This is a genomic window from Flavobacterium sp. KH_001 (genome assembly GCF_057840745.1).
In genome coordinates, this window is sequence record NZ_CM174520.1 from 3,938,478 (window position 1) to 3,962,202 (window position 23,725).

Genomic DNA, 23,725 nt, shown 5'->3' on the forward strand with positions numbered 1-23,725 from the left:
AAGATAATGTAGAAAACGAATATTAGTAAATGTCAAAACACATTTCACGATTTACATTTGACATTTTATAAAATTAATCGTGATTTTCAATTTGTTTATAAGCGTCAATTACCTTTTTCACTAATCTGTGACGTACGATATCTTTATCATCCAGATAAATAATCCCGATTCCGTCAACGTCTTTCAAAACCAAAATGGCTTCTTTAAGACCAGAAATAGTTCTGCGTGGTAAATCTACCTGTCCAGGATCTCCCGTAATCATAAACTTGGCGTTTTTTCCCATACGGGTCAAAAACATTTTCATTTGTGAGTGCGTAGTGTTCTGAGCTTCATCGAGAATTACAAAAGCATTATCAAGTGTGCGCCCACGCATAAATGCCAATGGCGCAATCTGAATAATTCCTTTTAAAATGTAATCTTCGAGTTTTTCGTTCGGAAGCATATCGCGCAAAGCATCATAAAGAGGTTGCATGTACGGATCCAGTTTTTCTTTCATATCGCCAGGTAAAAAACCAAGATTTTCTCCTGCTTCAACCGCTGGCCGCGTAAGTATGATCCTTTTAACTTCTTTGTCTTTAAGCGCTTTAACCGCCATTGCTACACCGGTATAAGTTTTACCGGTTCCGGCAGGACCAACTGCAAATACCATATCGTTTTTTTTGATGGTATCTACCAGTAGCTGCTGGTTAGGCGTCATGGCCTTAATTATTTTACCTCCAACCCCATGAACTAATATTTTGTCATGATCGTATGATTTTTTTTCATCCTGACCATCACTCATAATTACGCGTTCAATTACATTATCATCAATGTTGTTGTATCGGGTAAAATGCAGCATTAACCTTTGAAATCTTTTTTCGAATTCATCTAAAACTTCTTTTTCGCCAAATGCTTTTAAAGTCGTCCCTCTCGCTACTATTTTAAGCTTTGGGTAGTACTTTTTAATTATTTCAAGATGAGAGTCTTGAGCGCCCCAAAAGTCTTTTGGAGCGATGTCTATTAGCTCGATAATTCTTTCGTTCAAATGAAGTAGTTTTAAATTAAAAATAAATCAGTTTTATAAATCGGTGGTTGTCGGGTATGTTCATATCTTTAAATGCAAATTGTCTTTTCTTTCTTTCAATTTGTATTTAGTATTATTAGATTTGCATTTCTCAAATTTAATGAAAATTAGATTTAAATACTACCAATAGTTATAAACAAAATTATGTCAATAATTACCCTTACTACTGATTACGGCTTAAAAGACCACTTTGTTGGTTCGCTAAAGGGTAAAATTCTTTCTGAATATTCAGAGGTTCAAATTGTTGACATTTCGCACGATATAGATCCATTTAATACAGCTGAAGCAAGTTATGTTATTGGCGCATCCTATTTAAGTTTTCCTAAAGGAACTGTGCATCTTATTGGTGTTGATATTGAGCGCAATAAAGAAAATCAACATATTGCGATGCAATGGAACGATCATTACTTTATTTGCGCTGATAACGGAATTTTAAGTATGCTTACGCAAAAAATCGTTCCGCAAAAAATTGTCGAAATCAATATTCACGACCGTTTTCCGGCTGAATTCAGCGATTTGGATATTTTTATACAAGTAGCCTGCCATATTGCAAAAGGCGGCTTACTAAATGTTATCGGGAAAGAAGTTACCGGTATTAAACAGATTACCGAACTACAAGCGGTGGTTGCTAACGATGGAAATTCACTAAAAGGATATGTTATTTACATTGACCATTTTGGAAATATTGTGACCAACATCTCAAAACAGCAATTTATAGAAGTTTCCAAAGGCCGTCCGTACGAAATTGTGATGAAGCCCAAAAGCATCAAAACAATTCTGCCGAATTACTCAGCAATTGCAACATCTGATAAATATCCAATCAAAACATATGAGGGCGAAAAATTAGCTATTTTTAATGAAGCCGGTTTTCTCGAGATTGCCATTTTTAGGAGTAATCCTTCAAAAGTGGGTTCTGCAAATAGCCTGTTGGGATTGAATTATCGGGATGTCATTACCATTCAATTTTTGAGCTAGCTTTTTTTAAAAGATTTACATTATTACAATACTAAAAAGTAATATGGAAAAAATTAAAGACATACATCAAGGTGATCTTTTAACCTTTAAAAATATTAGTAACAAATACAAAGTTCTTCTATGTACAAGTACCTATAAAGAAAAAAGTCCACATACTTTTACCTTTTGTGCGTTAACAATCGATAATCTGGAAAAACCCACAATTGAGGTAATTAAAGAAAGTAGTTTTTTCGGAATTGGACACACTACAAAGAATAACTTCTATAAACATTCAGATGAAGAATTAGAAAAAATGTGGGCAATTCACCCAGAAATAAAACCATATCTTTTAGGTTCTTATAATTTTATTATATGGAAGAAAGACTTCATGAAATTTCGTGATAATTTTGAATTTATTGGCAACCTTAAAATCGTTAACAATATTGATAAAAATGGAAATGGCGGTATAAATGCAAGTAGTTGGGAGTATTTAAAAAACTTGTTCAATGAAAAGCTTTATGAATTTATGAGAGATAAAGATCAGAAAACATTTAAATTAAAGGCAATAATTAAGGATTAATCAGAATACAAATTAAACTCTAATTTAAAGCTTCATAAAAATTATTTTCACAAGAAACAGAATTATAATAAAAAGAACAATCATTTTGGTACTTTTGCGCCCGTATTGCAGATTTTTAATCTATCCCCAAAGTGTAGGGACTGCAATCTAAAATCTAAAATTTTAAACATGTTCGTTAGAATAGTAAAAATGAGCTTTCACGAAGAAAAAATCCCGGATTTTCTGGAGAATTTTGACACCGTAAAAGATAAAATACGAAATGCCGAAGGAAATCGTTTTTTAGAATTGTATCAGGATAAGAATGACAAATGCATCTTTTTTACTTACAGTTATTGGGAAACGGAAGAAGATTTAGAAAATTACAGACAATCTGAACTTTTTAATTCCGTTTGGGATTTCACTAAAAAGTTATTTAATTCAAAACCAGAAGCTTGGAGTGTGGATAAAGTGGTTTCTTTAGTTTAAAATTGTTTCAAGTTTCAGGTTTCAAGTTACATACTGGATCTGAAAATCGGAACAATTTAACCGCAAAGGGCGCAAAGATTATAATACAAGGTTTTTTAAAAACGTAAAGTTCACAAAGTAGAGAACCTGGAACTTGAAACCTGAAACAAAAAATAAACAAAAAATAATGAAATCAATCATTTTACGAGAAATAAAATCCTTTTTTGGATCTCCTATTGGCTATTTGGTCATTGCTATTTTCTTAATTAGTAACGGACTATTTTTATGGGTTTTTGAAGGGGATTATAACATATTAAATACCGGTTATGCCGATTTAACCCCGTTCTTCACTTTAGCACCATGGATTCTGATTTTCCTGATTCCGGCGGTTACGATGAGAAGTTTCTCTGATGAAAAAAAACAAGGAACATTAGAGTTACTTTTAACTAAGCCATTATCGATTTGGGAAATTGTAAACGGTAAATTTTTAGGTTCCCTATTTCTGATCGTTTTAGCAATTGTACCAACATTTATTTATGTGAAGGTGATTTCGAATTTAGGCTTGCCTGAAGGAAATATTGATATGGGAAGTACAATTGGTTCTTACTTCGGATTGTTGTTTTTGATTGCTTCTTATTCTGCAATTGGGATCTTCACTTCTACCCTTTCAGAGAATCAAATCGTGGCATTTATCATCGCGGTTTTTCTATGTTTTTTCTATTATTTTGGTTTTCAGGGGCTGGCTTCTTTGATTCCTGGAGAATCTAATATTGTATCAGCATTTGGAATGCAGGATCACTTTAAAAGTATGAGTCGAGGTGTGATCGATACTCGTGATGTAATTTATTTTTTAAGCATTACTGTATTGTTTTTGTCTTTTACTGTTTATCAATTAAAATCTTTTAAAGCGTAATGAAAGCATCTACTCAACAAAATATCAAAGTTTTAGGTATTACCGTTTTCGTTTTAATTGTTTTAAATGTATTGGGAACATTGTTTTTCCATCGATTCGATTTAACCAAAGACAAGCGTTATACTTTATCTGAAACTTCTTTACAAATTGTAAAACAAGTAAAGAACCCGCTTTCGATTAAAATCTATATGCAAGGTGATTTGCCCGCAGATTTCAGACGTTTGCAACAAGAAACCAAACAATTATTAGAAGAATTTCAGGCTTATAACAATAATATTGTTTTCGAATTTGTTAATCCGATGGAGAACGAAGACGAAAGTATGGAAATGGTTAAATCACTTTATCAAAAAGGATTAACGCCAATAAACATCACTGTTGACGATAAAGGAAAACAATCTCAGGCGATGGTTTTCCCTTGGGCAATTGCCGTTTACGACAATAAAGAAGTGAATATTCCGCTGTTGAAAAACATTATGGGTGCTTCGACTGAACAAAAAGTTATCGGTTCGATTCAGCATTTAGAATATTCTATTTCAGATGCTATCAATAAAATTACTAAAGCGAAACAAAAGAAAGTTGCTTTCATAAAAGGAAATGGCGAAATGAACGAGGTTCATGTTGCCAAAATGTTGAGACAAATTAAAGAAAGCTATTACATTGGGCCATTCACATTAGATTCAGTTGCTAAGAATCCAACCGGAACTTTAGATGCTCTTAAAAAATATGATTTGGCGATTATCGCAAAACCAACTGAAACTTTTTCTGATGAAGAAAAACAGGTTTTAGATCAGTTCATCATGAACGGCGGAAAAACGTTGTGGTTAATCGATCAGGTTGCTGCTGACATGGACAGTTTGTACAATCAATCTGGTGCTACTCTGGCCTATCCAAGAGATTTGAATCTGAACGATATGTTCTTCAAATACGGATTCAGAATTAATCCTGATTTAATAAAAGACGAATACGGAAGTCCAATCAAACTGGCAACCGGAGAGCAAGGAAGCGCAACTCAATACCAGGAATTTAAATGGAAATACGCTCCTATTGTAATACCTTCTAGCAAACACCCAATCGTTAAAAATTTAGGCCAGATTAAATTTGATTTTGCAAGTCCAATTGACACTTTGAAAAACGGAATCAAGAAAACGGTTTTATTACAGTCTTCGCAATATTCTAAGAAAATTGGAACTCCAACTGAAATCAACTTAAATATTGTGACAGAGCAAACGACTCCTCAAGAATATTTAAATAAAGGAAACTCACCGTTAGCTGTCTTATTAGAAGGAGATTTTCACTCGGCTTTCGAGAATCGTGTTTTGCCATTCAAGGAAAATGCGTTTCAGGCAAAAGGAAAACCAAATAAAATGATTGTTATTGCCGATGGAGATTTGGCGCGAAATCAATTAGATAAAAACATGATGCCCGTAGAATTAGGCTATGATCAACGCACAGGGAATTTATATGACAACAAAGATTTCATGATGAATTGCATCAATTATTTGTTAGACGATACCGGACTTATTAACATTAGAAGTAAAGATGTTGATTTGCCTTTATTGGATAAGGATAAAGTTTATGAAAACTATACAATGACGCAATTCATAACTATCGGACTTCCAATTCTAATTTTATTGGTTTTCGGACTTGTATTCACTTATATGAGAAAAAGAAAATACAGTAAATAGATGTTAATAAAAAAATTGCAAAACTAAGATAGTTTACGATATATTTGTAATCCGTATATTTAGCCTCTAATTGCTAAAAAACACATCAAAAAATAAAACAAAACAGATGAAATTTATAGTATCGAGTTCGTACTTATTAAAACAATTACAAGTTTTAGGTAGTGTAATTAACAGTAACAACACGTTGCCTATTTTAGACAACTTTTTATTTGAACTAGACAATGATGCGTTGACAGTTTCGGCTTCAGATCTTGAAACTACAATGTCGGCTACATTATCAATCGATTCTAAAAGTAAAGGAAGCGTGGCTGTGCCTGCAAAACTTTTGCTTGAAATTTTAAAAACGTTTCCAGAACAACCTTTAACTTTTACAGTTGAAGATAATAATACAGTTGAAATTAGTTCTAATTCAGGGAAATATGCATTAGCCTATGCAGCTGGAGAAGAATTTCCAAAATCTGTAAATCTTGAAGATCCTTCTGTAACTTTAGTTCCTGCTGATGTTTTAGCAACTGCAGTAAGCAAAACAATTTTCGCTGCCGGAAATGATGATTTACGTCCGGTAATGTCTGGCGTTTTCTTCCAGTTTTCACCAGAAGGTTTAACTTTTGTTGCTACTGATGCTCATAAATTAGTAAAATATGCCCGTACAGATGTAAAAGCATCTCAGGTAGCTGATTTTATTATGCCAAAGAAACCTTTGAATATCTTAAAAAGTATCTTAGGAAGTTCTGACGCTGAAGTGAAAATTGAATACAACGATTCAAATGCAACTTTTTCATTTGATAATTATATTTTAATGTGTCGTTTGATTGATGGAAAATACCCAAATTACGAAGCGGTAATTCCAAAAGAAAATCCAAATAAATTAATGATTGACCGTTCTTTATTTTTAAGTTCAGTTAAGCGTGTTGCGATTTTCTCAAACAAAACTACACACCAAATTCGTTTAAAAATTGCCGGAGCTGAATTAAATGTTTCTGCAGAAGATATTGATTACTCAAACAAAGCAGAAGAAAGATTGACTTGTGATTATCAGGGAGATGATCTTCAAATTGGTTTCAATTCCCGTTTTTTAACTGAAATGTTGACCAACTTACAATCAGACATGATCATGTTAGAGATGTCATTACCAAACAGAGCCGGGATTCTTACGCCAGTTGATGGTTTAGAAGAAGGAGAAACTGTTACAATGTTGGTAATGCCTGTAATGTTAAATAGTTAACATCAAAACTTCTTTTTGTTACAGGGATTTTTTTTAGTTTCGAATTAAAGACATATCATTGTAAAAAAAAATATCGCTATTAACCAACCATTTTTTATACCTAGAAACCGCAATTCTTTTTAAAAGATTTGCGGTTTTTTATTTTAGCTTAGTTTCAGGTTTCAGGTTGAAATGCGATTAAGGCTTGTGTATATTTAACCGCAAAGTTCGCAAAGGTTTTACGCAAAGTACGCAAAGCATTACTATACAGCTTTGCGTACTTTGTGTATTTAAAATCAACCTATGCATAAAAATCTTTGCGAACTTTGCGGTTAAATATGCGCAAAGAAAGAACCTGAAACCTGAAACAAATAGAAACTTGAAACTATTTTTTCTAACTTTGTATTATGAAAATAGAAATTTGGTCGGACATCATGTGTCCGTTTTGTTATATCGGAAAAAGACAATTGGAAACCGCTTTAGAGGAGTTTCCTGGAAATGATTTTGAAATTGAGTGGAAAAGCTTTCAACTTGATCCAACTATTGAACCGCAATCCGGAAAAGACGTTTATACGTTTTTAGCTGAACGAAAAGGCATTTCAGTTGAACAATCTATAGAAATGCATAAAGGTGTGGTAGAACGCGCAAAAAGCGTTGGTTTGGATTATCATTTTGACAAAGCTATTATTTCGAATTCACTGACAGCACATCGTATTATTCATTTGGCGAAAGCTAAAAAGCTAGGCGATGAAATGGAAGAGATTTTCTTTAAAGCTTATTTCACTGACGGAAAAGATCTAAACGATGCTCAAACTTTAATTGAACTTGGAATTCAGGCTGGATTAGATTCAAATGAAGTAAAGGAAGTAGTAGAGAATGAAAACCTTTATCTAAGCGATGTAAAAGGCGACATTAGAGAAGCTCAGGAAAATGGTGTGCAAGGAGTTCCCTTTTTTGTTTTTGATCGAAAATATGCTGTTTCAGGCGCTCAGCCCGTGGAGGCTTTTGTTAATACTATTAAAGAAGCACAGAAGTAATTTTAGATTTTAGAAAATAGAGAATAGAATATAGATGATAGATTTGCCTTTTTGGATAATTTGCGCTTAGTTTTTCTTTTTTAGAAATGAAAAACTAAGCGCAAATTATAACTCTTCTACTTAGCGCAGAGCAAAAACTGTTCAAAAATCAAAATCTACATTCTGTATTCTATTCTCTATTTTCTAAAATCTAAAATCTAAAACCCTAGATAACTCCCATTTTCTGCATTAAAAATGTAGCACTTTTGTTTTTACAAATTCCATTACGAAGTTTGTAATCAAAATGCAATTCGTTGTTTTTGATTTCTACTTCAAAACATTGATTTGTTAGTATATCAGGATATTCATTTGTTGTTAAGCAAACTTCAATATCATGTGTTGCTATCGCTCCAATTGCATTTTTAGCAATTATCTTTTTTACTACTTCAATAGTTCCGTTTCGTTTATCATCTGAGTTTGTTCCTCTTAAAATTTCATCTAGTAAAACAAAAGCCGGTTTCTCTTCTACGGCATCCATAATTTGCTTTAAACGCTTAATTTCAGCAAAGAAATACGATTCGCTATCTGCTAAAGAATCGGACAATCGCATTGAAACTAAAACTGGAAGTGCGTGAATATTAGCTTCTGAAGCACAAACTACTGAGCCTATTCCACCTAAAACCATATTCACTCCTAAACTTCTTAAAAAAGTACTTTTTCCGGACATATTCGAGCCCGTCAAAATCATAAAAGATTCAGGATAAAAATGAGTATCATTCCCTACTCTGGTTGCCGGGTTCAATAGCGGATGACTTAGATTTTTAAAACCGATTTTATATTCTGAGTTGATTTCAGGAAAAACAAAATCTGGATTATTATAGGCCAAATTTGCCAAGCTATTTAAAGCTTCAAATTCTCCAATAATAGCAATCCATTTTTCAAATTCTTGAGAATAATTTTCTTTCCATTTTAACAATGCTTTTAAAACATGAAGATTAAACAAAAATGTTCCGTTAAATAACGTCGCAGCTACTAAATTACTAATCGTATCCATTCTGGAAAACAACTCAGACAACTGTTTCAAATGTACACTCGCCGTGGCATTTTTAAAAATAAGCTGCTGCTGTAAATCTTTTAATTTCTTTGATTGAAAAGTTTCGCTTTCAATTTTCTGAACCAATAAACTGTATTGCTTTATAATTTTATCAATGTTATCTGCCTTCGCAATTTCGGACTGGATTCTTTTCAATGATCTTCCCACGACCATCAAATTGGAAATAAAAATATAACTCAGATAGGATAATAAAATAGTTTTAGAAGTAATGAAATAAGCAGTTAAAACTCCCAAAAACAAAGCTGGAAGAGCAAATGAAAGTACAATTAAAACTTTAGGTAAAGTATTATTTTTAAATGAATTCCAATACAATATAGAATCGTAAGAAGCTTTGGAGTCATTGCTAATTGCTGCCAATGCCAGGAAATCATGTCTCCAATCGATTTTAGATTTCAGTTCATCTATCGCTTCCTGGTTTTCCAGAATAACTTCATTCGGAAATTGAGTTAACAATTGGTTTGCTAACGTCTTTTTCCCAATATAAGTAGCAGTTCTATTTAGATTTTGAAACAAAGAATGTTCACCAAAAACATCTAAATCATAAGCGTAAGGATGATGAAAATCATTGAATTCAATTCCGTTTTCAAAAGGAAGCTTTTCCCTTTTCAGATAGGAGATTTCGTTTTGATTGATTTTTAAAAGTGCCGTTGTAAGTTGCTTTTGAAAAGATAGTTTGGAATGGATTCTCATTAAAAAAATAAAACCAACAAAAGATAGAAAAGCAAGAACTACGTAAAAAGTTTCATTGGTTTTGATGTAATAAAACAACATAAACAAACATAGAAAAACACTTAATAAACGCAGTAAACTAATGCTATTGTATCTTTTATTGATGTTACTAAAAAGTTCTGAATAATGGGTAACCTTATTTTGATATGAATTCATTGTATTGATTTGATGAGATACAAATATAAGTTTTGCATCATAAAATCAATCTTAAAAAAACCGAATTTTAAGTTTCATGCATTACTAAAACCGGAACCGAAACTTCTTTGGCAATTTTTTTTGTAAAACTAGATTCAAAAATACTTTCGAAGAAAGATCTTTTATGTGTAATTGTAGTCAGAATATCAATGTCTTTATAAAGAATAAAATCAAGAATGGTTTCCTTAACTTCATCGCTTGGCAATACTAAAAACTCAACATGATCGCCCTTGAATTCATTTTCCCATTCTTTAATTGTGGCGCTTGAAACATCTGAATTAGAAGTCTTAACATATAAACATTTTACTTTTGCATTTGTTTTCTTAGCTATTTCAATCACTTTGCGAAGTTCGGTTTTATCTTTTTCACGAAAACGGGTAGTGAAACCAATGATTTTTATTTTATGAAATTTTGCAGTAACAGGAATGCATAAAACCGGAACTTTAACTTCAGAAATTACTGAGTTTGTATTTGATCCTGTAAAAAATTTAGTCCAGTCTGAAACGCCCGTAGTTCCCATAATAACAAAATCAATCTCATCCTCTTCAACGGCATTTTTTAAATTATAAATTAAATCTCCATCCATCAAACGATGTTTTATCACTATATCCTCTAAGTTTCGTTCCATAGCAATAGTTCTAAGTTTAGGAATTTCATCCTTAAACATCTCAAATTTAGCTAATTCTATTGAGCTGTAAATCGAAGCGTAATTTTCTGGAAAAAACTGACTATCATAAACCGGAATCTCAAATGTGTGTAACAAAACCAGTTCGGCATTGACAATTTTAGCAAATTCTAGCGCATGAACAAATGCATTAGTAGCTGCTTCAGAAAAATCTGTGGGAAATAATATCTTTTTCATTTTGCTTAGGATTAAAGTATTGTTTTCTCAAATTTAATCATTCTAAAAACAAAACAACCTGATAATTATCAGTAATTTAACATTTATTAATTCCTTAAAATATCAACTTATAAAAGTAAAAAACAAGATATCTTCCCCGACTTCCACTTCGGAACTTTATGCCTTTTTTTATACCTTTGCACCATGATAAATCAAGATTCTATAGTTGCATTGGCTACTCCATCAGGAGCAGGTGCTATTGCTATCATTCGTATTTCAGGTTCCGAAGCTATCACTATCGGAAATTCGGTTTTTAAATCCATCAAAAACAAAGATTTAACTAAGCAGAAAACGCATACTTTGCACTTGGGTCATATAATAGATGATTCAAAAACACTGGATGAAGTTTTAGTTTCTGTTTTCAAAGGACCAAACTCTTATACGGGTGAAGATACTATCGAAATCTCTTGTCATGGATCAACTTATATTCAGCAGCAAATTATTCAGTTACTATTGAGAAAAGGATGTAGAATGGCTGATGCGGGAGAGTTTACTTTAAGAGCTTTCTTAAATGGAAAACTAGATTTATCGCAAGCAGAAGCCGTTGCTGATTTGATTTCATCAGATAATGAAGCTTCGCACCAAATTGCAATGCAGCAAATGCGTGGTGGTTTTAGTAATGAAATTGCCAAATTACGTGAAGAGCTTTTAAATTTTGCTTCTTTAATTGAACTGGAACTAGACTTTGCAGAAGAAGATGTTGAATTTGCAGACCGAACTCAATTCCACGAATTACTAAACCGAATCGAATTTGTACTGAAACGTTTAATCGACTCGTTTGCTGTTGGAAATGTTATTAAAAACGGTATTCCTGTTGCGATTGTTGGAGAACCAAACGTGGGAAAATCAACTTTATTAAATGCTTTATTAAACGAAGAGCGTGCCATTGTCTCAGACATTGCCGGAACAACACGAGATACTATCGAAGATGAATTAGTTATTGGCGGAATAGGCTTTAGATTCATTGATACTGCAGGAATCCGAGAAACTAAAGATGTCGTAGAAAGTATCGGAATCAAAAAAACTTTCGAAAAAATAGAACAAGCTCAAGTTGTGATCTTTTTGTTTGATGGTTTCAGGTTTCAGGTTTCAGGTTCTGACTATATTGTCGAAATTGAAAAAGTAAAAAATAAATATCCGCTTAAACCTATTTTGGTTGTTATAAATAAAGTTGATTTATTAAACGCAAATGAAATCGAAAACATCAACCAAAAACTTGAAACTTTAAACCTGAAACTTTTGAAAATTTCCGCAAAAGAAAACATTGGTGTTGATGAATTAAAGAATCAGTTGCTTTCTTTTGTTAATACAGGAGCTTTAAGAAATAATGAAACAATTGTAACGAATACAAGGCATTATGATTCTTTATTAAAAGCTTTAGATGAAATACAAAAAGTAAAATTTGGTCTTGAAACCAATCTTTCGAGTGACTTAATTGCGCTTGATATCCGTGAAGCTTTATATCAATTTGGACTTATTACAGGCCAGGTCTCTAACGACGAACTACTAGGGAATATTTTTGCTAATTTCTGCATCGGAAAATAGCAGAACAAAACAACAAAAAACAACAACAGATAAACGAGTTAATATATTTATAAACAATATTTTAACTCGTTTTTTAATTCCTTTTTACTTTGGATATTAGGAGATATTTTGCTTAAATTTGTCCACCTGTTGTACCTCGTCATTTTGAGGTACAAAATATTTTTCTTTGTGTCAAATCATGGCACGTAGAGACACTAAAATTAATATTGAATTCTGAACAATAAATTTCTAAAAAAAATATTTTATTAGGATTCAAATAAGGTTTAAGTTTATCAGTACTATCTTTTGTGTACTAATTAGATATTTCTCCAGATGAACTTGCTAATGATGCTATCCAAGAATATTTACTTAAATTAAATTCACACTTTTATCGCCTTGCATCGTTAAAAATGCTCGTGTATGAAAATTAAGTGATCCAAAGCGCATCAATTTTTCTACATTATGCTTCAATTTTGTTATTCAGATTATTAGTAGAAAACTATATTTATAAACTTAATGGCATTATTTGAATATCCAATTAATTAAAATTAGCCTATTTGCATTCATTATATAATATTAACCAAAACACCTAAAAAAAATAATGAAAAATAAAGCTCTTCTTGTTTTTGTATTAATAGCAGTGATGTTGCAACTAAAAATGGTGGCCCAAAATTTGAAACTCCATCCAAAAGGTTATTTTTCGGCCCGTGGAATAGAAGTTACCGTTTTTGATGATATCTATCCTGATGGTCATCAAACGGGTGTAACCATGATTCAACATGGCGAACGTGTTATGGCAAATGGAGATTTGAGATTAGAAATTTCGCCTGGGCAATGGTCTCCCGTGCCAAAAGAAGCAGAGAAAAAAATTGACCCTGTTACACAAACTATTTCACAATCCTTATCCTATCCAGATGAAACTAAAAATCATATTGGTTTTAATCCAATCGATTATCCGGATTTGAAATTAAAGTATAAAGTGAACGTAACGCCTACTGAAGGAAATAATTTTCGAATTACGGTCGATTTAGAAAATGAGGTTGATGTAAAATGGTTAGGTAAAATTGGTTTTAATATTGAATTGTTTCCTGGTGACTTATTTGGAAAATCTTATATCTGTGATGGAAATTTTGGCATTTTTACCCATTCTCCTTATGGGCCTGTTCAATCACAAATTGATGGACAGAACCTGGGAACACCACTTTGTAAAGGAAAGAGAATTACAATTGCTCCCGAAAGTGATTTATCAAGAGTAACTATTGAATCTAATTTAGAAGAGATTGCTTTATGGGATGGAAGAATCAATCATAATAATGGCTGGTTTATTGTCCGCGCTCCTATCTCTAAAAATTCCGGTAAAAGGGTCATCGACATTATTGTCTCTCCAAATGTTATTCCAAATTGGACATATAAACCGGTAGTTCAGGTTTCACAGGTGGGCTACTATCCAACACAATCAAAGGTAGCTATTCTTGAAACTGATCCAAATGATTCAGCAACATCAGAAGTAATTTTGATAAAACATGATGAGTTCGGCAAAAAAAACATCAAAACCATAAACCCTAAAAAGTGGGGTAATTTTTTAAGATACAACTACTTTCAACTAGACTTTTCTGAAGTAAAAGAAGAAGGAATGTATACGCTGAGTTATAAAGGAAATGAAACATCTCCTTTTCAAATAAGTAACAAATTATATGATCGAAATGTTTGGCAGCCGATTTTGGAATACTTTTTACCGGTTCAAATGTGTCATGTGCGAGTGAATGAAAAATATCGAATTTGGCATAACTACTGTCATTTGGATGATGCGCAGATGGCTCCAATTAACATCAATCATTTTGATGGTTATGTCCAGGGTTCCTCAACACTTACAAAGTATAAACCGAACGAAGTTGTTCCGAATTTAAATCAGGGTGGATGGCATGATGCGGGAGATGATGATTTAAGGGTTGAATCTCAAATTGGTACTATTTGGAATCTCGCTTTAATGCTGGAAGAATTTACTATTGAATCGTATGATGTAACCAGCATTGATAATGATAAGAGAATAGTAGAAATTCATCAGCCAGACGGCAAGTCGGATGCTTTACAGCAAATGGAACACGGGCTTACTTCCGTTTTGGGAGCCTATCGTGCTATGGGACGGTTATATAGAGGAATAATTACAAATGATTTAAAACAATATGTCCTTCTTGGTGATTTTGGAGGCGTTACTGATAATAAATGGAGTGCTAATCCGAGTGCAAAAGATGATGACCGATGGGTTTTTACAGAAGATAATCCTGAAAGGGAATTGTATGTGGCTGCCGGACTTGCTGCTTCGTATCGTGTTTTAAAGAGTACTAACCCAAAATTAGCCAATGAATGTCTTGAAACTGCAAAAGCACTTTATAAAACTTCTTATAGCGAATCAATAAAAGCTGATGGCAAAATAATGGTACTGGTTGAATTGGCATTGGCAACCAATGAAGCGATTTACATAAATGAAATTGTCAGTATGCAAAAAGATGTATTGAAGAATTTTGAAAAATCAGGATGGAAAGTTGGAAGGGTAAAACATCTTATCAAGGATAAATCATTTCTTGATCAATTAAATGCTGAAGCAAAAAAATGGAGTATTAAAACCAAAAACAATGCACTTACAGATTCTCCATATGGAGTTCCATACACCCCTAATATTTGGGGAGCAGGATGGACTTTGCAGGAGTTTGGCGTTCAACAATATTATTTTTCGAAATCATGGCCCGAGTTTACTACTTCTGAGGTATATAGTAATGCATTGAATTTTATTCTTGGAGTTCATCCGGGTAATAATACCGCATCGTTTGCTTCGGGCATTGGATCAAATTCATTGTTAGTTGCTTATGGTATGAACCGTGCAGATTGGTCGTACATTCCCGGTGGAGTTACTTCTGGTACAGCGCTTATTAGACCAAACTTGCCCGAACTTAAAAAATGGCCTTTCTTTTGGCAACAAACAGAATACGTTATGGGCGGCGGATCTACCGATTTTATGTTCTTAGTTCTGGCAGTCCAAAAACATTTTGGAAATTAAATTTAAGCAAGAAAAAAGATCAATTTGTAGAAGATTTTTTCCACAAATTGATCTTTTTTTATTGACTGTTCGAATACTATTTGAATAACTTAGAAGCAAATTGATATAAACATCTACGCCATGTAAGCCATTCATGAGCCGTTTCAGGCGATTCATAATAAACATATTTAATTCCTTGCTGGTCTAACATGGTTTTGAAAGCACCAACTGATTTAGGAAACGGACTAGGTTCTTTAGTCCCTAAGCCTAACCAAAAAAGCTTTATTTTTTTATTAAGTGCCGGACCGTCTTTGTATTTTCCTTCTAAAAAACTATTAGTATCAATGGGATCTATACTCGGATAATTAGCTGTACCGCTAAATCCTCCGTAATAGGAAAAAGTATCCAGATGGTTCATCATAATTCGCATCGTTTGATTGGCTCCCATCGAAAGACCAGCAATAGCCCTATGTTCGCGATTGGCCAACGTGCGAAACTTAGTATCAATCATCGGAACAACTTCTGTAATAAGCACTTCTTCAAAGATAGATTCCGGACGCTCTTTTTTATCCTTTGATTCGTTGGTTTGTGGTTTATAAGCGTAGCCATTATTCATTACAATAATCATGGGAGTTGCCTGTTTTGAAGCAATCAGATTATCTAAAATTAAATTTGCCTTACCTTGTGCTGACCAGCCTGTTTCGTCCTCAAAACTTCCGTGCTGTAAATATAATACCGGATAACGTGTCTTAGTATTTTCATTATAACCTGGAGGTGTATAAATAAAACAGCGTCTAAAAGAATTGGTTAGTTTTGAGAAGTAAATATTTTCGCTTACCAAACCGTGTGGTATATTTTTTAACGCAAAAAAATCCTGATCTTCCGAGGGAATTTCTATTCCACTTCCCGACCTTCCTGCTCCGTAGAAATACAAACTTCCCGGATCCGGAACAGAAGCCCCATCAATGTTTAGCTGATAATAATGAAATCCTTCGTCTTGCGGATTCGACTCTCCGGTCCATACTCCATTTTCATCTTTTCGCATATCATATTTCACTCCGCCAAGATCAAGCTGTACTTTAGTAGCACCGGGTGCCGAAATACTCGCTCGTACACGTCGCTGCGAATTAACCTGCGGAAATTGCTTATCTACCTGATTAACAGATGATGGTTTAAAGTTTTCGACAATTTGTGTTTCCTGACTCCAGCCTGTCTCCAAACATAAGCAGGAAATTAATAGGGTAATATTTAGAAATCGTTTCATTTTTATTTTTGTTTATGTTGTGGTTAATTTTACAGCAAAGCACGCAAAGGTTTTTTTTCTTTGTGTTTACATTGTCTTTTAAGTTCGCTAAGCTTTGTCAATAAAACTTTGTCTCATTTGTGAGGTACCACAGAGATACGTAAAGGTTTCGCAGAGATTCACAAAGTTTTTATTTAATCTCGCAAAGCCGCAAAACCGAGAAGTTTTTTTTTACGCAGATTTTAAAAAGATTTAAGCAGATATGCGCAGATAATTAATAAATCTGTTGAATCTGCCAAAATCTGCAGAATCTGCGTGAAAAAAACTTTACGACTACGTAATCTCTTTGCTCCCGATAGCTATCGGGATTGCGGTTAAATTTAATCCTGTTTACTATTTCTCCTTAGCCAGGTCATTCACGGCATTCGCCAGAAAAACATACCACGCACCACCATCAATTATACATTCATTTTCTCCCCAAAAAAATGGCCAGTCATCTTTATTCTCCAGATAATCCGGTTTTAGAAAAATAAGCCCCGGAACAACTCCGCCTGCAATTGTGGTAAAGTCAGCGCGATTGCCTCCATACGCCACTTTTTTGGATCTGTTTCCTACCGCATTTACAAACGATAAATTAGAATACGGATGGCAGCCTAAAATATAATTCAATCCTTGATAAACACTTTCTTTGTCCATGATATCAGGATAGATTTTATGAATATAGTAGTTTGTGCTTGCCCAATTGATAACTTGTGAACTGCCTCCCCAGCCTCTTTTTGTAATTGGAACACCATACGGATTTTCGGCATTTTCTTTGTCCATTTTTTCTTTATACTTGACTACATAAGCACGTAATTTTTGTTTGTAAGCAGCATCCATAGCAGAAACAGCCAATAAAGCGGAGTTCATATTAAAATCTAAATTATCATCCAAAAGCTTCCATATTTTATCTTCAAAACCTTTTTTATACAACGCGTCTTTTGTGCTTAAGTAGAGTTGCAGGATAGCAATCATATCACTCCCTTTACCCCATCTGGACATTGGGCTGTTGTCCGGTTTTGCTTTTTTATCTATTTCAGTTGCTTCGTTCGTCAGCTTTTTAGCAAGAGTTAAACATTTGGCAGCAAGTGCATCATTATAACCTTTAAGAGCTCTGCTTGCAGCTGCCAATGCCCCAGCAGTTCTGAAATCCAAAAATGAAGTTCGGTTGGTAAAAGCCCATCTGTCATCTTTTGTACCGCTGGAAACGCCATTAGATTCAAAAGGTTTAAGAGCGGGATTATAGGGCAGATTATCGGTTTCGGTTGAAGCATCTCCCAAATGATGGTACTGATGGAGATTTGGTACGACTATCCCTCTAACAGGATGACCAATATTTTCAACTTGTGCTACCAGATTCAAAACGCCGTGTTCAATTTGCTGTAGCATATCAGGCTGGCCATCTGGACGGTGAATGTCTACAAACTGTGTTTTTTGATCAATGTAAGTTTCATCCCTGTTTACTTTGAATGCTTCCCAGGATTCTACAAAACTATTGATAACACTCACATGCGAAAAAGTCTGAATATCAAAATCACCGGCATCAAACCAGCCGCCTACTGACATTCCTGGAATACGTTCTAAAGGTTTGTATTTTGTATCTGTCGTAGGGCCTTGCTTATAGCCATCAAAGTGTTCGTGATTGATTGGTGCCTGAAGACAATCGTCTAAAAATGGCTTTCCGTGCCAAACTCTATACGCCTCGTTCACTTCCATGTGATCCATTTGAACAGGAAACCAGACATCCATAGTTGGATACCATATCTTCGAATAAATATCATCCTCTATCTGAAAAGTATTTGTTTTTTGATCTCCATATTGGATATAATAAAGCCCTTTTTCTTTGATAGCACTAAAATCAATCTGTGCATAATTATACCTTAGATAATTTCCCCAAACCTTGACATCTGCTTTTAATTTCTCTGTAAATTTTCCGTTATCATCTAGTTTAAATATTGAAGCCGTACTTAACGCTTTGTCATTTTTATCCAGTTCGACAACCGCTACTTTCTTTTGTCCCGGCATATAACCCACTTGTGAAAAACCAATTACGGGTTCTCTTTTCCAATTGGGTATCGCATTAGGTTCTACATACCAGGTCATTACTTTTCCTTTCTTGTTTGACGGAAGAATACTTCTGGCTATAAACCATCCATTCTGTCCCAAATTTCTACCATCAAAAAGCATTACATCCTGATCTTCAGACTGAATTTTTACGGTACGCTCCGGATTCTCAGGTGCAAAGATGAAACTCTTACCCGTTTCTAAAGGAAGCGTTGCTATAAATTCATTCCTTCCACGATCGTCAAATGTGGTATGTCCGGCAAACTGAGGGATTTTTTCAGCTAAAGGCCGAATCTCAGTATTACTTGCAGGATATCGGGGAAAATTTCCCGCTTTTCCGTCTACAACATAATTACTTTCAAAATAAGAAGTAGGGATAAATTCCATATTAAATCCTGCCCTTCCTTCTAAAGCTTTTGGCACGGGGTTTTCTAATACAACATCGATAACAAAACCTTTTCCTTTTGCAGTAACTATAATTTTGGAGTCAAAATTAAATTCCTCATATCGCAGGGTAACTTCAATGGAATTCTTTTCTTTATCGACTTTTCGGCTGATCATTTTCGGAATTAAATCCCATTGTTCCGGTGTATTCTGAAGCCTGATGGCACCGCCCGTTACCGTTCTGACACCATGGTGAATAAATTCTATTCCGGCCGTTTTTTCATCGAAAAACATTCCGTTGTATTCATTATTAAAAACCCAGACATTCAGCCCCGGAGTTTCAAAATATTCCTTTTCGTTTAATACTACATTCTGAGAAAATGACTTGTTTGAAAGACTAAACAAACAACAACAAAGAAGCACTTCCTTCAATAAAATCTTAGTGAAAATAACCATTAACATGCTATTAAGTTTATACATAATTTTATATTTAATTATTAAGCCAACAACAAGTACCTGGACTGGTGAATTGTTTAATGTCATGTTTTGGGGCTAAGAGAATTCACCGCCAGATACTGTATATTAAATGAATGGATTAGTATTCCTGAAAAATCACTACTCTTTAAATAAAAGCGGCGCTAATTCTTTAAAGCTGCGACGCCAGGTTTGAAATTCATGTCCGGTGTTTTCAGAAATATAGGGAACGGCATTAAAACCAGCAGTCTTAAGATTTGACACAGCTTCTTTAATACCATCAGGACGCTCTTTACTACCACAGCTTAAAAAGATCAGTTTGACTTTTGATTTGTCTTTAATATCTTCCGGTTTATAAGTTCCACCGCTAAGAAGTGCATAGTGAGAGAAAACTTCCGGTTTATTGAGTGTTATCGATTTTGTTTCCATACCTCCCATCGATAAACCCGCCATGGCACGATTCGTCTGATTAGCAAGCGTTCGGAAATTGGAATCCACATACGGAATTAATTCTTCTGTAACAACCGTCTGAAAGGGCTCTATTTTAAAACTTGCTAAGCCACCATATTTAATTTCATTCGTCATTCCGTAAGTCATAACGATCAGGAATGGTTTTATTTTACCTTCTGCAATCAAATTATCCATGATCAAATTAACATGTCCCTGATTGCTCCAGGCTGTTTCATCTTCTCCCCAACCGTGCTGTAAATACAAAACCGGGTATTGCTTTGATTTATCTTTATGATATCCTGGTGGCGTATAAACAAAAGCCCTGCGAGAGGTATTAGTACTTTTTGAAGGAAAAAGAATTTGCTGTACGTTTCCATGCGGAACATTTTTCAGAGCATAAAAATCCTGATCATGCGCCGGAATTTCGATTCCGCTTTCCCAACGGGTTGAGCCGTAAAAGTTGAGTGCGCCCGGATCGTTAAAAACGCCTCCGTCAACTGTAACATGATAATAATGAAACCCTTCGTCCATGGCGCCTGCTGTGGTGCCTCTCCACAAACCATCTTCCTCTTTGGTAAGGATTGTACCTCCTTTTGCTCCACCTAACCCAAGGCTTACTACAACCGATTTAGCTTCGGGCGCCATAATTTGAAATCTGGCGTAACCCTGAGAATTGACTTGCGGATATTCCTGTCCGGGTTGATTGACAGTTGAAGGTTTAAAATCTTCGGCAATAGTTGTATTGGTTTGTGAAAAACCAACAAACCCTGATAAAATAAAAGCCCATACGAGCACAACTGTATACTGTTTCATATTTTTATTTTTTAAGTTTAAAATTTATTTAACTGCCGGATTTATAATTTGATAATTCCCACTTAAATGCATTAAGCTGAAGAGATACATTAAGCCATCGTAGTACGGATCAAAATAACCATCTTCATAAGGCTCAAGCTTTGCTTTCCAAAGCGCGTGAACAAAATCAATACTTGCCTTATCGGGATTGACTAGTGAGGCTGTAGCTGAAGTTGCTACTAATCCTATAGAATGTCTGAGTTTTTTAACCGGACCGGCCTGCAGAATAAATTCCGGTTTAGAACCATCCAGATTAAACTGATCATCAAAAGTGTCTAATCCTTTTGATCTTAGAAAGTTTTGGAATTTTCGCGCATACTCTTCCTGCCACTTTTTATCTTTTCCATACCAGGTATAATCCATTGCGATATTCATAGGAACACGCCAGGAATCATAACGAAATCCGGGAGGCATCCACGGGGTAGGATGAGGTTCTCCTGTAAATTCAGTGTAATCTGAATTTAAACCTGTTACGGGATGAGTCACTTTATGCAAAAAATTACGGGAAACATCGGCACATGCTGCATAAAATTGTTCGTGGCCATCTTTTGCATACAAAGCCCATATTTCGTAAAATGCCGGAACATGATAAGAAGGATCTGTCCAGTTGTAACCTCCTCTTTCAGGTACGAAAGATATTTGCTTGTGTTCGGTATTGATTATATTATGAATACCATCAGTACCATCTTTTTTCCACATGGCATCCAGTATTCTTCTGGCTTCCTTATAATAATTTATTCCGGTGTCGTTGCCCCATTTATTAGAAGCGAAAAGCAAACTGGTGATATAGTATAATTCTCCATCTGAAGCAGAGCCGGCTGAATTTTGTTTTTTAGTTTCAGGATTTACACTCCATGCAAAATAGCCTTCTCTTGGCCCTTCCTGATGTTGCATGTATTTAACCGACCATCTCCAAATTCGGTCAAAAACCTCTTTTTTATTGAGTTGAACGGCGACCATCATTCCATACGACATTCCTTCGGTACGGGCATCTTTATTTTTGATATCGGAAACATATCCTAAAGAATCGCCTTCTTCAAAATATACCTTGTTTGGTCCCTCAAAAACATCATGGTACGCTTTGGCTAATTTCTTGTCAATATCCGTTTGAGTGTAACCTGCTTCCTTAAAAAGGTTACGGTATTGCGGTTTTGATTCTGATTTTTCTGCTTTCTTTTTAATTTGACCAACGGCCAAAACGGGTACAATCAATCCGAATAACAAAACCAAAACGTGAATTCTAATTAGAAATTCATTTGTAATACTTTTATCTATTATCATAATTTATCTTTTTTACTATTTAATTCTAAACCAATCAAAATCAACATATCCGCCAGTGTTTTTTGTGGCATAATTGAACAAACCAAAACGATATCCCATAAAATGCGGAAGGGTATACTTCATTTTTAAAGTGTCTCCTATCGGGTTCCACACTTTTCCATCTAAACTGTAAAAGAAATTGGCTTCATCTTTTTTGTTTGTAAAATCACAATCAATTTTAAAATAAACCTGATTTTGATCTAAAGGAATTCGCTGTACTTCAACAGCTTTATCTTTAATAGTACTTACCATTACTATTGATTTTTTACCCTCTTCCACTTTTACTCCCAACAATCCGTATTCTTTTTGTAAAGCTGATAATCCGGCAAAATCACCTTTCTTCATTTTAGAAATATCTAAAGCAACAGAAGCTGAACTTGTTGGACCAATAGTGCGCTGTGTGAGTGTATTTCTTGCTAAGAGAAAATCAGTATCAATTCTTCCTGCCTTAAGGCGCAAGTAGCCTTTTCTCTCTTTTAAAGACCAAAGTGTATTATCCGGATTGTGATTCCATTGCCATACTAATGGAAGTGTTTCTTGTCCTTTCTTGCGATTAAATTCATCAGAAGCGACCAAATTCGGAATCAAGCCTTTACTCGTTGGCAGGTTTAATTTTTCGGGAACTTTGCCTTTTTCACCTAATATTGGCCAACCGTCTTCCCATTTTACAGGAACCATATACGGAATTCTGCCAACAGCTCCAAAATCGCGGAAAAGATAGGAAAACCAGCGACCGTCGGGAGTGTCTATAAGTCCGCCTTGAGCAACGCCTAAATCCTGCAAACCTACTTTCCCTTCCCACGGACCATTAATATTATCTGCCCTATGAATGATTACGGTACGCATTCCGCCCTGAGGCCAGCAAATATTAAACAGGTAATATTTTCCTTTTATTTTAAATAACTGAGAACCTTCTGCACCTAGCATAATATTCTTTCCTGCAGGTTCACTGGCATTTTCTATAATAACTTTCTCCGGAACATTTTGTTTAACTCCGGTTAAATCATCATTGAGTTCAACCAATTTGATTTTACCCCCTCCGTAGATTAAATATGCCTTACCGTCATCATCAAAAAACAACGAATGGTCGTGATAATCGGGTTTAAAAGAAACTCTTTGCCAATTTCCTTTTTCTATAGCTGTAGTTTTAAAAATATAGGTTTCACCTGTGGTTTGTGCAAAAGTGGTTACATAATACATTCCGTTATGGAAACGCAGACTACTTGCCCACGAACCTCTGCCATAGGTGCTTTTTCCTTCTGTTAAATTTAATTCCGGCATATCTGCCAAAGTATCATAGGCATAATTGATGATTTTCCAATTGACGAGATCTGTGGATTTCATTATAGGCAAACCCGGGCTCATGTGCATCGTAGTACTGCTCATATAATAATTTTTGCCTACTCTTATTATAGCCATATCAGGCACATCAGCAAAAAGTATTGGATTTTGGGCTTGCGCCAAAGCAACCGTCTGAGTCAACAAAACAAAGAAGACGAAAACGAACTTAATTCCTTTTTTCATGGGACAAAAGATTAAATTA

General features: G+C 34.5%; 17 protein-coding genes. 9 read left to right on the forward strand and 8 right to left on the reverse strand.

Going from position 1 to position 23,725, the window contains the following annotated elements; all coding sequences use genetic code 11:
• Positions 1-73: 73 nt before the first annotated feature.
• Positions 74-1,024 (reverse strand): PhoH family protein, encoded by a 951-nt coding sequence (locus tag AC3ITQ_RS17165; RefSeq protein WP_026984005.1) that lies wholly within the window; start codon positions 1,022-1,024, stop codon positions 74-76.
• 183 nt (positions 1,025-1,207) lie between these two features.
• On the opposite strand from AC3ITQ_RS17165, the gene AC3ITQ_RS17170 reads away from it, so the two are divergent.
• The 7 genes from AC3ITQ_RS17170 to AC3ITQ_RS17200 all read left to right on the forward strand — a co-directional run bounded on the left by AC3ITQ_RS17170 (position 1,208) and on the right by AC3ITQ_RS17200 (position 7,880).
• Positions 1,208-2,038: an SAM hydrolase/SAM-dependent halogenase family protein gene (locus AC3ITQ_RS17170; RefSeq protein ID WP_489235358.1), complete on the forward strand. Its 831-nt coding sequence runs from the start codon at positions 1,208-1,210 to the stop codon at positions 2,036-2,038.
• A 43-nt stretch (positions 2,039-2,081) separates the two neighbouring features.
• On the forward strand, positions 2,082-2,597 hold the full coding sequence (locus AC3ITQ_RS17175) for a hypothetical protein (RefSeq protein WP_489235359.1): 516 nt from the start codon (positions 2,082-2,084) through the stop codon (positions 2,595-2,597).
• A 168-nt stretch (positions 2,598-2,765) separates the two neighbouring features.
• Positions 2,766-3,062: a putative quinol monooxygenase gene (locus AC3ITQ_RS17180; RefSeq protein WP_489235360.1), complete on the forward strand. Its 297-nt coding sequence runs from the start codon at positions 2,766-2,768 to the stop codon at positions 3,060-3,062.
• Positions 3,063-3,228: 166 nt separating this feature from the next.
• Positions 3,229-3,954, forward strand: coding sequence for a gliding motility-associated ABC transporter permease subunit GldF (gene gldF, locus AC3ITQ_RS17185; RefSeq protein WP_489235361.1), 726 nt, complete (start codon positions 3,229-3,231; stop codon positions 3,952-3,954).
• The gene (gene gldG, locus AC3ITQ_RS17190) at positions 3,954-5,639 is read left to right on the forward strand and encodes a gliding motility-associated ABC transporter substrate-binding protein GldG (RefSeq protein WP_489235362.1); all 1,686 of its coding nucleotides are present in this window, start codon (positions 3,954-3,956) and stop codon (positions 5,637-5,639) included. The genes gldF and gldG overlap by 1 nt, the downstream gene beginning before the upstream one ends.
• A gap of 106 nt (positions 5,640-5,745) precedes the next feature.
• Complete coding sequence (gene dnaN, locus AC3ITQ_RS17195) at positions 5,746-6,864, forward strand: DNA polymerase III subunit beta (RefSeq protein WP_026984000.1); 1,119 nt, start codon at positions 5,746-5,748, stop codon at positions 6,862-6,864.
• 386 nt (positions 6,865-7,250) lie between these two features.
• Positions 7,251-7,880, forward strand: coding sequence for a DsbA family oxidoreductase (locus AC3ITQ_RS17200; protein WP_489235363.1), 630 nt, complete (start codon positions 7,251-7,253; stop codon positions 7,878-7,880).
• A gap of 205 nt (positions 7,881-8,085) precedes the next feature.
• Here the strand turns inward: AC3ITQ_RS17200 and AC3ITQ_RS17205 are convergent, their stop codons facing one another.
• The gene (locus AC3ITQ_RS17205) at positions 8,086-9,858 is read right to left on the reverse strand and encodes a MutS-related protein (RefSeq protein ID WP_489235364.1); all 1,773 of its coding nucleotides are present in this window, start codon (positions 9,856-9,858) and stop codon (positions 8,086-8,088) included.
• Between the two features lie 67 nt (positions 9,859-9,925).
• A complete protein-coding gene (locus AC3ITQ_RS17210; RefSeq protein ID WP_489235365.1) occupies positions 9,926-10,759 on the reverse strand; it encodes a universal stress protein in 834 nt (277 codons plus the stop codon).
• Between the two features lie 183 nt (positions 10,760-10,942).
• On the opposite strand from AC3ITQ_RS17210, the gene mnmE reads away from it, so the two are divergent.
• A complete protein-coding gene (mnmE, locus tag AC3ITQ_RS17215) occupies positions 10,943-12,343 on the forward strand; it encodes a tRNA uridine-5-carboxymethylaminomethyl(34) synthesis GTPase MnmE (RefSeq protein ID WP_026983996.1) in 1,401 nt (466 codons plus the stop codon).
• 580 nt (positions 12,344-12,923) lie between these two features.
• Positions 12,924-15,377, forward strand: a complete 2,454-nt coding sequence (locus AC3ITQ_RS17220) for a glycoside hydrolase family 9 protein (protein WP_489235366.1) — start codon at positions 12,924-12,926, stop codon at positions 15,375-15,377.
• A gap of 76 nt (positions 15,378-15,453) precedes the next feature.
• On the opposite strand, the gene AC3ITQ_RS17225 is transcribed toward AC3ITQ_RS17220, so the two are convergent.
• From AC3ITQ_RS17225 to AC3ITQ_RS17245, 5 genes are all read right to left on the reverse strand, one after another.
• Complete coding sequence (locus tag AC3ITQ_RS17225) at positions 15,454-16,620, reverse strand: alpha/beta hydrolase-fold protein (protein ID WP_489235367.1); 1,167 nt, start codon at positions 16,618-16,620, stop codon at positions 15,454-15,456.
• Between the two features lie 372 nt (positions 16,621-16,992).
• Positions 16,993-19,566, reverse strand: coding sequence for a glycoside hydrolase family 9 protein (locus AC3ITQ_RS17230; protein WP_489235368.1), 2,574 nt, complete (start codon positions 19,564-19,566; stop codon positions 16,993-16,995).
• A gap of 135 nt (positions 19,567-19,701) precedes the next feature.
• Positions 19,702-20,823 (reverse strand): alpha/beta hydrolase-fold protein, encoded by a 1,122-nt coding sequence (locus tag AC3ITQ_RS17235; protein WP_489235369.1) that lies wholly within the window; start codon positions 20,821-20,823, stop codon positions 19,702-19,704.
• Positions 20,824-20,847: 24 nt separating this feature from the next.
• The gene (locus AC3ITQ_RS17240) at positions 20,848-22,143 is read right to left on the reverse strand and encodes a family 8 glycosyl hydrolase (protein ID WP_489235370.1); all 1,296 of its coding nucleotides are present in this window, start codon (positions 22,141-22,143) and stop codon (positions 20,848-20,850) included.
• A 15-nt stretch (positions 22,144-22,158) separates the two neighbouring features.
• The gene (locus AC3ITQ_RS17245; RefSeq protein WP_489235371.1) at positions 22,159-23,706 is read right to left on the reverse strand and encodes a glycoside hydrolase family 43 protein; all 1,548 of its coding nucleotides are present in this window, start codon (positions 23,704-23,706) and stop codon (positions 22,159-22,161) included.
• Positions 23,707-23,725: the final 19 nt, after the last annotated feature.

Excerpts from the sequence above, each read along its gene's own strand:
- gldF (WP_489235361.1), top strand. The coding sequence starts at position 3,229 with ATGAAATCAATCATTTTACGAGAAATAAAATCCTTTTTTGGATCTCCT.
- AC3ITQ_RS17230 (WP_489235368.1), bottom strand. The coding sequence starts at position 19,566 with ATGTATAAACTTAATAGCATGTTAATGGTTATTTTCACTAAGATTTTA.
- AC3ITQ_RS17180 (WP_489235360.1), top strand. The coding sequence starts at position 2,766 with ATGTTCGTTAGAATAGTAAAAATGAGCTTTCACGAAGAAAAAATCCCG.
- AC3ITQ_RS17205 (WP_489235364.1), bottom strand. The coding sequence starts at position 9,858 with ATGAATTCATATCAAAATAAGGTTACCCATTATTCAGAACTTTTTAGT.
- AC3ITQ_RS17220 (WP_489235366.1), top strand. The coding sequence starts at position 12,924 with ATGAAAAATAAAGCTCTTCTTGTTTTTGTATTAATAGCAGTGATGTTG.
- AC3ITQ_RS17235 (WP_489235369.1), bottom strand. The coding sequence starts at position 20,823 with ATGAAACAGTATACAGTTGTGCTCGTATGGGCTTTTATTTTATCAGGG.
- AC3ITQ_RS17225 (WP_489235367.1), bottom strand. The coding sequence starts at position 16,620 with ATGAAACGATTTCTAAATATTACCCTATTAATTTCCTGCTTATGTTTG.
- AC3ITQ_RS17170 (WP_489235358.1), top strand. The coding sequence starts at position 1,208 with ATGTCAATAATTACCCTTACTACTGATTACGGCTTAAAAGACCACTTT.
- AC3ITQ_RS17240 (WP_489235370.1), bottom strand. The coding sequence starts at position 22,143 with ATGATAATAGATAAAAGTATTACAAATGAATTTCTAATTAGAATTCAC.
- AC3ITQ_RS17245 (WP_489235371.1), bottom strand. The coding sequence starts at position 23,706 with ATGAAAAAAGGAATTAAGTTCGTTTTCGTCTTCTTTGTTTTGTTGACT.
- AC3ITQ_RS17175 (WP_489235359.1), top strand. The coding sequence starts at position 2,082 with ATGGAAAAAATTAAAGACATACATCAAGGTGATCTTTTAACCTTTAAA.
- AC3ITQ_RS17200 (WP_489235363.1), top strand. The coding sequence starts at position 7,251 with ATGAAAATAGAAATTTGGTCGGACATCATGTGTCCGTTTTGTTATATC.
- gldG (WP_489235362.1), top strand. The coding sequence starts at position 3,954 with ATGAAAGCATCTACTCAACAAAATATCAAAGTTTTAGGTATTACCGTT.
- mnmE (WP_026983996.1), top strand. The coding sequence starts at position 10,943 with ATGATAAATCAAGATTCTATAGTTGCATTGGCTACTCCATCAGGAGCA.
- dnaN (WP_026984000.1), top strand. The coding sequence starts at position 5,746 with ATGAAATTTATAGTATCGAGTTCGTACTTATTAAAACAATTACAAGTT.
- AC3ITQ_RS17210 (WP_489235365.1), bottom strand. The coding sequence starts at position 10,759 with ATGAAAAAGATATTATTTCCCACAGATTTTTCTGAAGCAGCTACTAAT.